The organism is Sagittula sp. P11, assembly GCF_002814095.1.
Lineage (GTDB): Bacteria > Pseudomonadota > Alphaproteobacteria > Rhodobacterales > Rhodobacteraceae > Sagittula.
In genome coordinates this window covers 3,750,581-3,762,929 of sequence record NZ_CP021913.1, presented here as the reverse complement: position 1 = coordinate 3,762,929, position 12,349 = coordinate 3,750,581, and the positions used below count along the sequence as shown (strand labels likewise).

The 12,349-nt window shown below is 67.4% G+C and carries 12 protein-coding genes; 2 read left to right on the top strand and 10 right to left on the bottom strand.

The window, feature by feature from the left end:
- Positions 1-36 precede the first annotated feature (36 nt).
- Positions 37-1,227, top strand: coding sequence for a kynureninase (gene kynU / locus CDO87_RS18230; RefSeq protein WP_100930099.1), 1,191 nt, complete (start codon positions 37-39; stop codon positions 1,225-1,227).
- A 150-nt stretch (positions 1,228-1,377) separates the two neighbouring features.
- Here the strand turns inward: kynU and CDO87_RS18225 are convergent, their stop codons facing one another.
- The 5 genes from CDO87_RS18225 to CDO87_RS18210 all read right to left on the bottom strand — a co-directional run bounded on the left by CDO87_RS18225 (position 1,378) and on the right by CDO87_RS18210 (position 5,051).
- Positions 1,378-1,599 (bottom strand): hypothetical protein, encoded by a 222-nt coding sequence (locus CDO87_RS18225; RefSeq protein ID WP_198521747.1) that lies wholly within the window; start codon positions 1,597-1,599, stop codon positions 1,378-1,380.
- A 27-nt stretch (positions 1,600-1,626) separates the two neighbouring features.
- On the bottom strand, positions 1,627-1,935 hold the full coding sequence (locus CDO87_RS26840; RefSeq protein ID WP_157815036.1) for a hypothetical protein: 309 nt from the start codon (positions 1,933-1,935) through the stop codon (positions 1,627-1,629).
- An 83-nt stretch (positions 1,936-2,018) separates the two neighbouring features.
- Positions 2,019-3,722, bottom strand: coding sequence for a hypothetical protein (locus CDO87_RS18220; RefSeq protein WP_100930098.1), 1,704 nt, complete (start codon positions 3,720-3,722; stop codon positions 2,019-2,021).
- A 44-nt stretch (positions 3,723-3,766) separates the two neighbouring features.
- A complete protein-coding gene (locus CDO87_RS18215; protein WP_100930097.1) occupies positions 3,767-4,027 on the bottom strand; it encodes a hypothetical protein in 261 nt (86 codons plus the stop codon).
- 73 nt (positions 4,028-4,100) lie between these two features.
- The gene (locus CDO87_RS18210; protein ID WP_254698200.1) at positions 4,101-5,051 is read right to left on the bottom strand and encodes a homocysteine S-methyltransferase family protein; all 951 of its coding nucleotides are present in this window, start codon (positions 5,049-5,051) and stop codon (positions 4,101-4,103) included.
- Positions 5,052-5,318: 267 nt separating this feature from the next.
- Here CDO87_RS18210 and CDO87_RS18205 point away from each other — a divergent pair, with 267 nt between their 5' ends.
- Entirely contained in the window at positions 5,319-8,873 is a 3,555-nt protein-coding gene (locus CDO87_RS18205; protein WP_100930095.1) for an AAA family ATPase, read from the top strand.
- Positions 8,874-8,880: 7 nt separating this feature from the next.
- On the opposite strand, the gene CDO87_RS18200 is transcribed toward CDO87_RS18205, so the two are convergent.
- The 5 genes from CDO87_RS18200 to CDO87_RS18180 form a co-directional block, all read right to left on the bottom strand.
- Entirely contained in the window at positions 8,881-9,306 is a 426-nt protein-coding gene (locus CDO87_RS18200) for a hypothetical protein (protein ID WP_157815035.1), read from the bottom strand.
- 4 nt (positions 9,307-9,310) lie between these two features.
- On the bottom strand, positions 9,311-9,877 hold the full coding sequence (locus CDO87_RS18195; protein WP_100930093.1) for a GNAT family N-acetyltransferase: 567 nt from the start codon (positions 9,875-9,877) through the stop codon (positions 9,311-9,313).
- Between the two features lie 381 nt (positions 9,878-10,258).
- Entirely contained in the window at positions 10,259-10,720 is a 462-nt protein-coding gene (locus CDO87_RS18190; RefSeq protein ID WP_100930092.1) for a nuclear transport factor 2 family protein, read from the bottom strand.
- An 88-nt stretch (positions 10,721-10,808) separates the two neighbouring features.
- Positions 10,809-11,279 carry a cyanase gene (cynS, locus tag CDO87_RS18185; protein WP_254698198.1) on the bottom strand — a complete coding sequence of 157 codons (471 nt, stop codon included), beginning with the start codon at positions 11,277-11,279 and terminating at the stop codon, positions 10,809-10,811.
- 65 nt (positions 11,280-11,344) lie between these two features.
- Positions 11,345-12,253 carry an ABC transporter ATP-binding protein gene (locus CDO87_RS18180; RefSeq protein WP_100930091.1) on the bottom strand — a complete coding sequence of 303 codons (909 nt, stop codon included), beginning with the start codon at positions 12,251-12,253 and terminating at the stop codon, positions 11,345-11,347.
- Positions 12,254-12,349: the final 96 nt, after the last annotated feature.

Sequence of the window (12,349 nt, the reverse complement as noted above, 5' to 3'; positions counted from 1 at the left end):
ACCGGGGCCAGACCCCATGCACAACAGGACGATACGATGACCGATTTCACCGCGACCAAGACCCTCTTCGACCTGCCCCCGGGCGTGACCTACCTCGACGGCAACTCGCTCGGCCCCCTGCCCCGCGCCACCGAGGCGCGCGTGGCCCGCGCCGTGCGCGAGGAATGGGGCGGACACCTGATCTCCGCCTGGAACGCCTGCGGCTGGATGGAGATGCCGCGCCGTCTCGGCGACCGCATCGGACGGCTGATCGGCGCGGAACCGGGCCACACGGTGATCGGCGACACCCTGTCGATCAAGGTCTTTCAGGCACTGGCCGCCGCGCTGAAGCTGAATCCGGAGCGGCGGGTGATCCTCTCGGACACCGGCAACTTTCCGACCGACCTCTACATGGCAGAGGGCCTCCTGAAGCTGCTGCCCGAGGGCTACGAGCTGCGGACCGTCGCCCCCGAAGACGTTGCGGCGCACATCACCGAAGAGGTCGCCGTCACCCTGATCACTGAGGTCGACTACCGCACGGGCCGCCGACACGACATGGCCCGGCTGACCGAACTGGCCCACGCCAGGGGCGCGCTGACGATCTGGGACCTCGCGCATTCGGCGGGCGCCTTCCCGGTGCATATGTCGGACTGCCACGCGGACTTCGCCGTGGGCTGCACCTACAAGTACCTCAACGCGGGCCCCGGTGCGCCCGCCTTCATCTACGTGGCGCCGCGCCACGCCGACCGGGCGGAACCGGCGCTGGCCGGCTGGATGGGACACGCGGCGCCTTTCGCCTTCGACCTCGGCTACCGGGCCGGAGAGGGCATCGAACGGATGCGCGTGGGCACACCGCCGGTCCTGCAGATGGCCGCGCTCGACAGCGCGCTCGAGATCTGGGACACCGTGGACCTCGCCGCCCTGCGCACCCGCGCGCTGGAGCTGGGCGACCGCTTCATCGCAAAGGTCGAGGCGCAGACAGACCTCGCCCTCGCCACGCCGCGCGCACCCGAAGACCGCGGCTCGCAGGTCTCCTTCCGCCATCCCGAAGGCTACGCGGTGATGCAGGCGCTGATCGCCGAAGGCGTGATCGGCGACTTCCGCGCCCCCGACATCCTGCGCTTCGGCATCACCCCGCTCTACATCGACGAGGCCGACATCGACCACGCCGCCGACACGCTGGCGAGGATCCTCGCCACCGGCACGTGGGACCGGCCGGAGTTCAAGGCACGCAAGGCCGTCACCTGACACCCCCGGCTTCTTTGCTTTCCAAATACTCCGGGGGAGTCCGCGCAAGGCGCGGACGGGGGCAGCGCCCCCTGCGCGGCCTCTCCACCCGGTCGCCCGATGGCCGCACGTTCAACTGGCTCAAAGCTCGTACCGCTTCCACTCCAGAAGTCAGGCAGTAGCGGACGACGCTCGGTGTTTGAACAGAACCGGGATACCGAAAAGGATCATTCCGCCGAAGGCGCGCTTGCGCCAGTGCAGCCGGGTCGCCGGGAGGGCGGCGGCAAACCGGCCGAACCAGACGAGACAAGCCGCGCCAATGATCTTGACCGCAGTGAACAGCAGCGCCGAGGCCGACACCTGCACGCCAAGGCCCAGCGCGCTGGCGATCATAGGCACGAACAAGGCCGGCGGAACTAGTTACCGAACGTCGATAGCGGCGTTGCTGGCGCGCGTGAGTGTCACCACGACCGAACCCAAAGGCGGATGACCGGTATTGCGCGACGCGGCAGGCTTCACACGCGGTGTGCTGTCGTCGAAATTGCACCGGGCGGTACCCTGCATATTGCACTCCGCACCCGAGGCAGGCGAACGATGGTCGGATGCGATCATGGACAGGACACTGACAAACGTCCCGAGCCCGATCACGGCACGGGGCAACCAGGGCCGGCGAACGCGGTTGCGGCGCACGCGCTCGCCACAGTCTCCTGCGGGGCGGGAATGGATCATTTCATGCGCCTCCTGTTCGCCGACCATGACTTCGGACAGGCGAAGGGCGACCGCGCAGCAGCGGACGCCCTCGCCACACAGTGTCAGAGCCTGTTCAGTTCGGGGTCCTCGCCACCAAGCCAGGCGTTGCGGAAGGCGCGCTCGGCCCGCTCGATGACGGAGGCATCCGCCTGTTCGGCCTTTTCGACCTGCCACAGGCCCCAGAGCGCCCACGCATTGTTGGGATGCGTCTCCAGTGCGCCCTCGAATGCCGTCCTCGCCCCATGAAGATCCCCGGCCTCCAGAAGGACGGCGCCCAGGGTCTGCCGCACCGGGTAGTACCAGTAGGGCGGCTCCATGTAGGCGATGGTGCCTTCCAGCGCGATGGCCTCTTCGAGGTGATGCGCGGCCGAGCGATGATCGCCTTTCGCCTGTGCGATCCGCGCCTCGACGATGTGCTTCGCGATCCCGAGGACATCGCGCGCGGGCAGGTATTGCGCTTCCAGCCCGGACAGATCGGCATCGGCGATGATGCGTTCGATTGCCTGCTGTTCGGCGATGGCGGCGTCCAGATCGCCCTTGAGCGCGAAGGCCGTACCGCGGGCGTAGTGCCAGTGCCCCTTCACGAAGGGAAAGGTATCCCCCGGATCCGGCAGGGCCAGGATCCTGTTCGGGTCGCTGAACTGTGCGTGCGCCGTAAAAGGGGCCGTGTCGATGGCCTGCACCCAGGCCAGATCTCCGCTAACCTCGGCGGAAGTTACACCGGCCAGTTTCGCCGCGGCTGCCAGCGCCTCGTCCTTCAGGCCGGCCATCTGTGCGCCCACCAGCAGGAAGTGGATGTTGTGCGGGTAGTAACCGTAGCGGTAGAGCGCACTGGCCCTGTCATTGGCCGCGGCAAGGTAGGCTTCGTCGGCGGCGATGGCGGCCTTGTTCACCTCGATCGAATCCGCGTAGCGGCCAATACGGTTGTAGATATGCGCGGGCATGTGGACGAGGTGCCCGGCCATCGGCACGCTCCCCCGCAGGAGGTCCGCCGCGATCTCGCCCTGCCCCGGGTCTGCCGATGCTTCGACCGCGTGGATATAGAGATGCAGCGCCGCGGGATGGGCGGGGTCGATCTCGATCGCGCGTTCCAGCGCGGCCAGGATCTCGGCCCCGTTGCCCTTGGGTGCGATGCCGTCGGCTTCCCAGTAGTCCCAGGGGTGCAGGTTCATCAGCGCGTCGGCGCGGATCACCTGCACATTGGCATCGTCCGGGAAACGGGCGGCGACATCGGCCATCGCATCGGCAAAGGCGCTGTCGCGGTCAGCCTGCGTGCCGCCTTCGACGGCGTAGCGCAGGGTCACGGCCTCGGCCAGCATCCGGTCGCGGTCGTTCGCGGCGGTGGCGCGCGCCATTTGCGCAGCTTCAACCGCGCGCGGGGCGTTTTCGGGATGCATCCCGTCATTCAGGTTCGGGCCCAGGGCGTAGGCTTCGGCCCAATAGCAGGCCGAACAGTCCGGGTCAGCCTGCTGGGCCGCGCGGAAGGCCAGCACGGCGGCGGCATGGTTGAAGCCCCACAGAAGGCCCATGCCCTGTTCGAAATGGGCGCGCGCTTCGGGCATGTCGGTTTCGGGGTCGAAGCCGAAGTCGCCGAACCCTGCGAAGGCGCTGATGGATGCGGCATCGGCAACGGGCATCTCGCCGGTGGCGTGTTCGACACCGGGCTTGTATAGCTCGGTCTTTCGGTCGTTTTCGTGGGCGAAGGCGCCGTGCGTCAGGGCGGTGGATGCCATCAGCAATGCGGCAGAGGTCAGTCGCAGGAACATTGGATTTTCCTTTCTTGATAAAGTGATACGGAGGAATTCGGGCGTCAGTGGGCGACGCCGCGATAGATGCGCGATCCGGGGACCGGCGCCGCGACATGCATGCGCCGCACCGGGCGGTGGACGACGCCGCGGTAGATCAGGCGCGCGGGCCGGACCGGACGCCCGACCGGCAGGTCCGAGCGGCGATAGGCGGCACCGCGGTAGCGGAACGGCAGGTCCGGTTCCGCTGTGGCCCCGGGAAACACCGGGGGCAGGACGGAAGACCGGGGCTGAGGCAGACCGAGGGTCCAGAAAAGTGCTTGCATGGGAAAACTCCGTTAATATGCGTGTTCATTGCAGTTGGGATGGGGCCGCCCGGCGGTGCCGGACGGCGCTGGTTCAGGCCGCGTGCGGGGCGACGCAGCAATCGGCGACGGCCTCGACATGACGGTGGTCGGTGCCGCAGCACCCGCCCATCACGGCCAGTTTCGGCAGCAGGCGGCGCAGACGGGCATAGTCACGGCCGAACTCGGCCGGGTTGCCGTCGTCCAGCTCCTCCGCTTCGTCCAGTTCGGCGTGGCTGAGGCGCGAGGCATTGGCACGGATGCCGCCGATGCGGTTCAGCCAGCCCGAGCCTGCTTCGAGGGCACCCCGGAAATGGTCCGGATGGGCGCAGTTCACCATGAAGTAGGCGGCGGCCCCGCCGGTCTGCGCATCGGTCTGCTCGAATGCCTCCCCAAGCGGCGTGCCGTCCGGCAGCCTGCCGTCGGTTTCGACCGTGTAGGCGACGACCACGGGCATCCCGGCCTTCACGGCAGCGCGGATCACGCCCACGCCCTCGGCCACGGTGGACAGGGTCACGGCGGTCACCATGTCGGCGTCGGTTTCGGCAAACCAGCCGATCTGCTCGGCATGGTAGGCCTCGGCCTCGGCGGCATTCATGGCGGTGTCGGCCACATAACCGTCGCCGCGCGGCCCGATGTTGCCGGAGATCACGACCGGCCGGACACTGCCCGCATTGGCCCGCAGATCGGACAGGAAACCGATGGAGGCGCGATTGATCCGGGCGAGATCCTCGGGGGAATGGCCAAGCTGCGCGCCCCAGTCACGGCTGGCGCGCCAGGTCGGCGCCTCGAGCAGGAAACCCGTCGCGTGATCGGCCGCGATGGTCAGGTGCCTGCGGTAGTACCGCGTCAGCACCTCGCGCCCTGCTGCGCTTTCCATGAGCGGATAGGCTGCAAAAGCTGGCAGATCGAGCCCTTCGTGGAAGATCAGCGTGGTTTCGAGACCGGAATCGGTCAGAAGGAGAGTGCCGCCGGCTTGCGGCAAATTATTGCGGTATGAGGTCATTGCGATCACCATGGGTAAGGTTTGTTGAAAGGGAGCCCGGAGACTGCGTCGTGGGGGTCGATCCGAGGCAGTCTGAAAGCCGCGCGGATCTGACGTGAAAGCGTTCCCGGCATGGGTGACGGGATGCTCCGCCTTCGCCGCGTGTCGGAGGAAGACAAGTTCTTGAGGAAAGGCATTGTTCGTATCACCTGGTTGCAAGTCTTGTGGGTGTTCTCTGCTTTCGGCGTGAAACGACTCGGTGGCGGGGCGTGAAAGGAGCGTGAAAGGATGAAGCTCTGGCTCGATTGTCTCGGAGGATGCGCCCTGTCGCGCGATGGCGCACCTGTCGCGATTCCCGCGCGCAAGGCCCGCATGTTGCTTGGCCTGCTGGCGGCGGCACGTCGCCGGACCATGCCCCGGGTGCGCCTCGCCGCGCTTTTGTGGGAGGCGAGCGACAGCGATCAGGCCCGGGTCAGCCTGCGGCAGGCCCTCGCCCAGATCCGCCGCTCGGCCGGCGAAGGATGGGTCGAGGCGGACGGAGACGACCTTCGGCTGGGCGACGCGGTCGGCACTGACCTCGATGCCTTCCAGGCGGCCCTGGCTCGCAACGATCCGGTGGAGGCCGCGCGACTGTACCGGGGGCCATTCCTCGAAGGACTGGACGCCTCGACGCCCGACCTCGGGCAGGCCATCGCGGCTGAACGCGCGCGGCTGGCCGGATTGGCGTCAGATGCGCTGGCCCGGGCGCTGGACCGGGCGGACGACGGCGCGGATGCCTCGGCGCTTGCGCATCGTCTGCTTAGTCTCGATCCACTGAACGAGGTCGCCCATCGCCGCCTGATGCAGATCGACGCGGCCCACGGAATGCGTGGCGCAGCGCGCGCGCGGTTCGAAAGCCTCGAAGCCGCGCTGCGCCGGGACATGAACAGCGCGCCCGAGCCTGAAACGCGCGCGCTATACGACCGGATCCGGCGTGGCGGCGGCCAGAGTGCCACGCCAGGCGCGGTCGAGGTGCCTGCACCCGCCGCCCCCGACCCCGCCGGTTACCTGCTTCTCGGCATGGAGGCGGAGGGCGCGCCCGACTACACCATGCTGCGCGACCGCGCGTCTGGTCACGGTGCCTTCGAACAGGACTCCGGTCCCGGCGAAATCGCCTTGGTCTATCGCGACATGCGCCTTCGGGAGGTCTGCGCCCGCGCGCTCGAGCTGTCCGAAGCGGCGGGCGGGACCCTGTCCTTCGGGCTGGTGCCATTCGATGGGCAGGATGACGGCGCCGCGCGGTCGATTGCACAGGCCCGCCGGATGGCCGCCCGGGCCGATCCCGGGTCCATCCTCGCGACGCGAGACCTTGCCGCGCGGGTCGGTCTCGCAATCGAACCGGATCAGAGCATGGTGCCCCTGCGGCCCGATGCGATGCGCGCGAGACCGGTTCTGCCGCTCGTAGGTCGGGCCATGGAACTGGCGCAGCTCGAAGCCGCGGTCGCCGGGGTGCGCCAGTCGTCGAGCAGCCTGACCGTGCATCTGTCCGGTGAAGCGGGCATCGGCAAGAGCCGCCTCGCCAGCGAGGTCATCCGCCTGTCGGAACAGGCCGGCATGGTGATCGCCGTCTGCGGGTTCGATGCCTTCTCTCCGGGCTCGCGTCATCTGGCGCAGCGGATGATGGCAGGGTTGTCGGCGCCTCCGGTCCCCGATCCCGAGGCACAGCCGATCGAGCGCGCGATCTGGAGATGGCTGACCGATCCCGAAGACGAAGCCGAAGCGCGCCTACGCTTGAGCGCTCTCGACCCGCAAGCGCAGCAGGAGCGGATACTGGACGTGCTGTCCGCTGCACTGAAACGCGCGGCAGACGTGACAGGTCTGCTGATCCTGATCGAAGACTGCCACTGGCGCCCCGATGGTGCGGGCGATTTCATCCTCGCGTTGCAGGCCCGCCTGCGTGACAGCCCCATCCTGCTGCTGCTGACGGAACGCCCGCATCCCGGCAGCCTCGATCATCGCATCGCCACGCGGGCCAGGTCCGGCCTTTCGCGGATCTCGCTCGCCCCCTTGCCGGAGGCGGCGGCGCGGGAACTTGTCCAGGCCGTCGCGCCGGGATTCGCGTCAGCCGAGGAGGCAATCGACCGGGCCGCGGGCCATCCGCTCTTTCTGATACGGTTGATCGAGGCGGGCTGGACCGCAGGCGCCCTGCCCGCAACCGTGACCGAACTCGTGCAGGAACAGATCGAGCGGCTGCCGGAACAGGAACGCGCCGCGCTCAGGACGGCGGCCATTCTGGGCGCTAGCTTCGATCCGGAGGACATGTCCGCCATCTTTCCCGAAACCGCATCGCTCCGGGCGAACGGCGATCTCCTGCACGAAACGGAAACGGGGCTCGCCTTCGGTCACGACCTGATCCACCGTGCGGTCTACGAAAGCATCCCCGAGGAGACCCGCCAGACCTGGCATGCCCGTGCTGCCGCGCATTTCCGCGGGCACGATCCCATAAGCTGGGCCGAGCACGCCCTGAAGGCCGCCGACGATGCGGATGCAGGACATGCAGCCGTCGCTGCGGCCAACGCGATGATTGCGGCGCGGCGCTTCTCGGCAGCCTATCCGTACCTCGAAGCCGGCTTCGCCCGCGACAGCGACGCGGAGGCCAGCGCCGAGCTTTATTCCTGCCGTGCAGGCATTCGCAGGGTGCGCGGCGACATGGCCGGCGCGCTGGAGGATTACCGGGCCGCTCATGCACGCGCCATCCGGTCCGAAACCCGCGTCGCGATGCTGTGCCGCCAGGCGCTGGTGCTGCACCGGCTGGGTCGCGGGGACGAGGCGGACCGGGCCCTCGATGCGGCGGAGGAGATCGCCGATGACATCGGCCTGACCGGATCGGGACGCGCCGAGATCCACGAACAACGCGGCAACCGCGCCTTCGTGCGCGGAGACCATGCCGCCTGCATGCGCCACCACCGCGCCGCCCTCGCCGCGGCCGAGGCGACCGGCGCTCCGCGTGGGATCGCGCGCGGGCATGGCGGGATCGGGGACGCCGCCTATGCCGCGGGGCGCTTTGCCACGGCCTATCGCCACTTCACAAAGGCGATTGAAACCGCGGAACAGGCGGGCCTCGGTCTTGTCCGCGAAGAGTACCTCTTCATGCGGGCCTTCGCGCTGTTCTTTGCGGAGCCCGGCCCGCAGGCGAGCCTGCTCTCGGATATCGCCGTCGACAGCGCCGTCCAGTGCGGTGCCGTCCGGACGGAGATGATCGCGCGCGAGGTGCGGGCCGAAATGCGCCTCGCCAACGGCGACCTGGCCGGGCTGGAGGAAGACCTGCAGGCGATCGAGAAACTGGCATCCACCCGGGGCGAGAACCGTTTTTCAAAGGACGTCGAGACGCTCTACGCGTTCCTCGAATGGCGCCGGGGGAATGCAGACGCGGCCCGCAGGCGGCTTGCCCCGCTTTTGCCGGACGCGGTGGACGACGCCTATATCGGCGGCACGATCCTCGGGTTGGCCGCCATCTGCGCGGAAAGCACGGCGGAGAGAGACCGCGCTATCGCCGACGGGCTGGCGTGCCTCGAACGGGGCGCGCTATCGCACGCCGTCATCTGGTTCCATTCCAGCGTCATCGAGCGGGCGATCAACGACGCCGACCGGGATCTGGCACGCCGGCATATGGACGCGTTGACAAGCTATGCGGCGGAAGAACCCATCGGACTGGCGTCGCTGTACGTCCGGTCCGCTGTGTTGCTGCTCTGGCCATCTGAACCCGAAGCCCGGCGGGTGCTGGCCACGGACCTGCGCGCAGCCTGCCTGGAAGACATGGCACGGATGCTGGAGGCCTCGGGCTCCCTGGCCGACGCCCCCTGAGAGGGTCTTATCCCGTGGCGAGCGGGCGCGCGGCCTGCATGGCAACGAGGAGCGCGGTGGCCAGGGTGTCGCCCGGCCATGCCGCGAGATGCCGGTCGAGCGCGGACGTATCAGCGCCATCCTCGCCCCAGCCCGCCAGAATGGCCAGGTGGGACGCCTCACGGTCGGTCCTTGGAAACGGCGCGAGCAAGCGGGTCATGGCCCGTCCGGCCGCGGGATCTTCTGACAGGACCAGATGTGCCATGGCCACATGCGCCATCACGAAGGTCGGCGCGAGGCGGAGAGCGGTGCAGAAGGCCTCCATCGCCTTGTCGGGCATGTGGAGCATCGACAGGACACCGGCTTCGAAAGGACGGACGCTGCCGCTCGTCGCGCCGGACAAGGGCCATCCATCGCTGCCCCTGACGGGCTGTTCGAGAAACGGGACACCCATCGTCCTACTCCGAACCTGCGGGGGCCGATGGCCCCGGCACGGCTTTCAGTCGACCCATGATGTGGGCGTCTTCGTACGCGCCATCCACGAACACGAACTGGCGCATGGTCCCTTCGATCGAGAAACCGAGTGACTGGTAGAGAGCGATCGCCTTTTCGTTGCCCGCCCAGACGGTGAGGGAGAGGCGGCGGACCTGCAGCCACCTGTCGGCGAGATCGATCAACTGTTGCAGCATGTGGCGTCCGACTCCGTGCCCGCGGTGATCGGGGTGGACGGCAACGATATCGACCTCGGCACAGTGCCAGTGCCTCGGGAGGGAGGGATAGGTCACCATGGACGCATATCCTGCAACCGCCCCCTGCCGCAGCGCGACGATCTTTGTCACGCCCGGTTCCTCGGCGATGCGTTGCGCAACGCCTGCGGGCGACTCGAACGGCAAGCGCATCGTGCCGCGATTGACGAGATCCGACTGCAGTATTTCCTGTATCGCATCGGCATCCGAAGGGCGCACGTGGCGCAGCGTCGTGATGCCTTCGGCGCAGGCCGAAATCGGTTCGATCATGCTGTTCATTTCGTCCTCGCGATGTTCCCGGCCCCTGAGGGCAGTCTTTGGGTTCGACCTTGATCCGGGATTTGGACGATCAGCGTGAAAGGCGCCGCTCTCGGGGCGTGAAATGGCCGTGAAAGTTGACGGTGTTGGCTTCGGCGAACGGAACGGGTCTTGAGTTCCTTGGCTGCGCGACAGGAAGCCCCCGCAGCGTTGACCAGCGTGTGGTCAGATCAACGCCTCGGAAATGCAGGGCTCCGAACCGGAGAAAGCCGCCTTTCAGCTCCCTCCCTGTCTATCGATAAAATCGGGAGGCGGTGATTTCAGATGCGTATGACACATTCGGACGGACAGTCAGGCGACATTACATACGCCTGTCGTTCGACGTTCCTGCGACCGGCCTTTTCAGAACAATCCCGGCGGTGGCGCCACGTCCTCGGGCCGCGGACCTGAGGGCCAGTGGAAGAGCCTTTCGTCGGCTTCGATCGGCACGTCGTTGATCGAGGCGTGACGCTCGGCCATGAGACCCGCCTCGGTGAACTGCCAGTTCTCGTTGCCGTAGGACCGGAACCACTGGCCTGCGTCGTCGTGCCATTCGTAGGCGAAGCGGACGGCGATCCTGTTGCCGGTGAACGCCCAGAGCGACTTGATCAGGCGATAGTCATTTTCGCGCTGCCACTTGCGGGTCAGGAACGCGTGGATCTCGCCCCTGCCCCTCAGGAATTCCGAGCGGTTCCGCCAGAACGTGTCCTCCGTGTAGGCCAGGACGACCCGGTCGGGATCGCGCGTGTTCCACGCATCCTCGGCCATGCGCACCTTCTGGCGGGCGCTTTCCTCGGTGAAGGGGGGAAACGGGGGGCGGGACATGCCGGGGCCTTTCGATATGCCGGTCCGGCACCCTGCGCGGGGACCGGACCGTTGAGTGGGGGTGGCAGGCGTCACGCCCGCCACGACTTCACCAGCTGTTGTAGCCGAGGTACTTGCCCGACATCTCGATCTTCACGCGGTCGCCCTTGGGATTGGGGACGCGGGTGATCTGCATGTCGAAGTCGATGGCGGACATGATGCCGTCGCCGAACTTCTCGTGGATCAGCGCCTTGATCGTGGGGCCGTAGACGCCGACGATTTCATACAGGCGATAGATGCAGGGGTCGGTCGGTACCGTCTGTTCCCAGACCTTGGTGGGGCTTTCGGCCAGCACGCCCGCGGCCTCCTGCGGCAGTCCCATAACCGATACCAGAAGCTCGGCCTTCTCGGGCGACATCGCGTTCATGCCCATGCAGGCGGAGTGGGTCCAGACCGGGGACATGCCGATCTTGTCCGCGATCCCCTCCCACGTCAGGCCGGCCTGCTTCTTGGCCGACAGGATCATCACGGTGACGTCCTCTTTGGTCATCATCTTGGGCACCTCGTAGTTGTCTTTCATGGGTCTTTCCTTGGAATGGCGGCCTCAAGCCGCACGGCTCAGATCAGCGGCCCGGGGCCGCGGGGTCATCGGTGCACGGCACGAAGCCGCGGGCTGTCGTCGCTGTCGTCTTCGGTCGGGGTTTCCGTCAGGTCGATGCGCACGGTTTCCGGCGATTGCGGCACCCCGTTCGAGGGCTGGCCCGCCAGCTCTTTCGACCGCCGTCCGAGGAACTGCACCAAGTGGTTGCGGATGGCGTAGTAGTTCGGGTGCTCGACGATCTCTGTCCGGTTGCGCGGCCGGTCGATGGTGATCTCCACCGACTCCGCCACGCGCGCCAGCGGCCCGTTGGTCATCAAAAGGATGCGGTCGGCCAGCAGGATCGCCTCGTCAATGTCGTGGGTGATCATGAAGACGGTCTGCTGTGTCCGGCTCCAGATCTTCAGCAGTTCCTCCTGGATCGTGCCCCGGGTGAGCGCGTCGAGCGCGCCGAAGGGTTCGTCCAGCAACAGCAGCTTCGGATGGTTCGCAAAGGCGCGCGCGATGGACACGCGCTGGCGCATGCCGCCTGACAGTTGCGCGGGCTTGCGGTGGATCGCGTCGCCCTCCAGCCCGACCATGGACAGGTACTGCTCCGAATGCTCCGCCACCTTGGCGCGGGACCAGTCGGGATGACGCGCCTTGACGCCGAACATCACGTTGCGCAGCGCCGAGAGCCACGGCAGCAGCGAATAGTTCTGGAAGACGACACCGCGGTCGAGCGACGGTCCCGACACCTCGAAGCCGTCCATCTTCACGACGCCGGAGGTGGGCTCCGCCAGACCGGCGAGGATGTTCATGATCGTCGACTTGCCGCAGCCGGAGTGGCCGAGGATGCAGACGAATTCGCCTTTCTCGACCCCGAAGGTGGCATCTTCGAAGACGGTCATCGTGCCGCCCTTGCCGTCCGGGAAGGACTGGGTCAGCTTCTCGACGCTCAGATAGGGTTTGGTCATGCCGAGGGCCTTTCGGATTGGGGGGCTTGGGCGTCACGCCTCGACCGGCGGGCGCCGCGGGTGTGGTCTGGTCCGGCGGCGGTGCCATGCCCCCTT

Bases quoted from the DNA above. Each gene is read 5' to 3' on its own strand.
- kynU (WP_100930099.1), top strand. From the start codon at position 37: ATGACCGATTTCACCGCGACCAAGACCCTCTTCGACCTGCCCCCGGGC.
- CDO87_RS18225 (WP_198521747.1), bottom strand. From the start codon at position 1,599: ATGATCGCCAGCGCGCTGGGCCTTGGCGTGCAGGTGTCGGCCTCGGCG.
- CDO87_RS26840 (WP_157815036.1), bottom strand. From the start codon at position 1,935: ATGATCCATTCCCGCCCCGCAGGAGACTGTGGCGAGCGCGTGCGCCGC.
- CDO87_RS18220 (WP_100930098.1), bottom strand. From the start codon at position 3,722: ATGTTCCTGCGACTGACCTCTGCCGCATTGCTGATGGCATCCACCGCC.
- CDO87_RS18215 (WP_100930097.1), bottom strand. From the start codon at position 4,027: ATGCAAGCACTTTTCTGGACCCTCGGTCTGCCTCAGCCCCGGTCTTCC.
- CDO87_RS18210 (WP_254698200.1), bottom strand. From the start codon at position 5,051: ATGACCTCATACCGCAATAATTTGCCGCAAGCCGGCGGCACTCTCCTT.
- CDO87_RS18205 (WP_100930095.1), top strand. From the start codon at position 5,319: ATGAAGCTCTGGCTCGATTGTCTCGGAGGATGCGCCCTGTCGCGCGAT.
- CDO87_RS18200 (WP_157815035.1), bottom strand. From the start codon at position 9,306: ATGGGTGTCCCGTTTCTCGAACAGCCCGTCAGGGGCAGCGATGGATGG.
- CDO87_RS18195 (WP_100930093.1), bottom strand. From the start codon at position 9,877: ATGAACAGCATGATCGAACCGATTTCGGCCTGCGCCGAAGGCATCACG.
- CDO87_RS18190 (WP_100930092.1), bottom strand. From the start codon at position 10,720: ATGTCCCGCCCCCCGTTTCCCCCCTTCACCGAGGAAAGCGCCCGCCAG.
- cynS (WP_254698198.1), bottom strand. From the start codon at position 11,279: ATGAAAGACAACTACGAGGTGCCCAAGATGATGACCAAAGAGGACGTC.
- CDO87_RS18180 (WP_100930091.1), bottom strand. From the start codon at position 12,253: ATGACCAAACCCTATCTGAGCGTCGAGAAGCTGACCCAGTCCTTCCCG.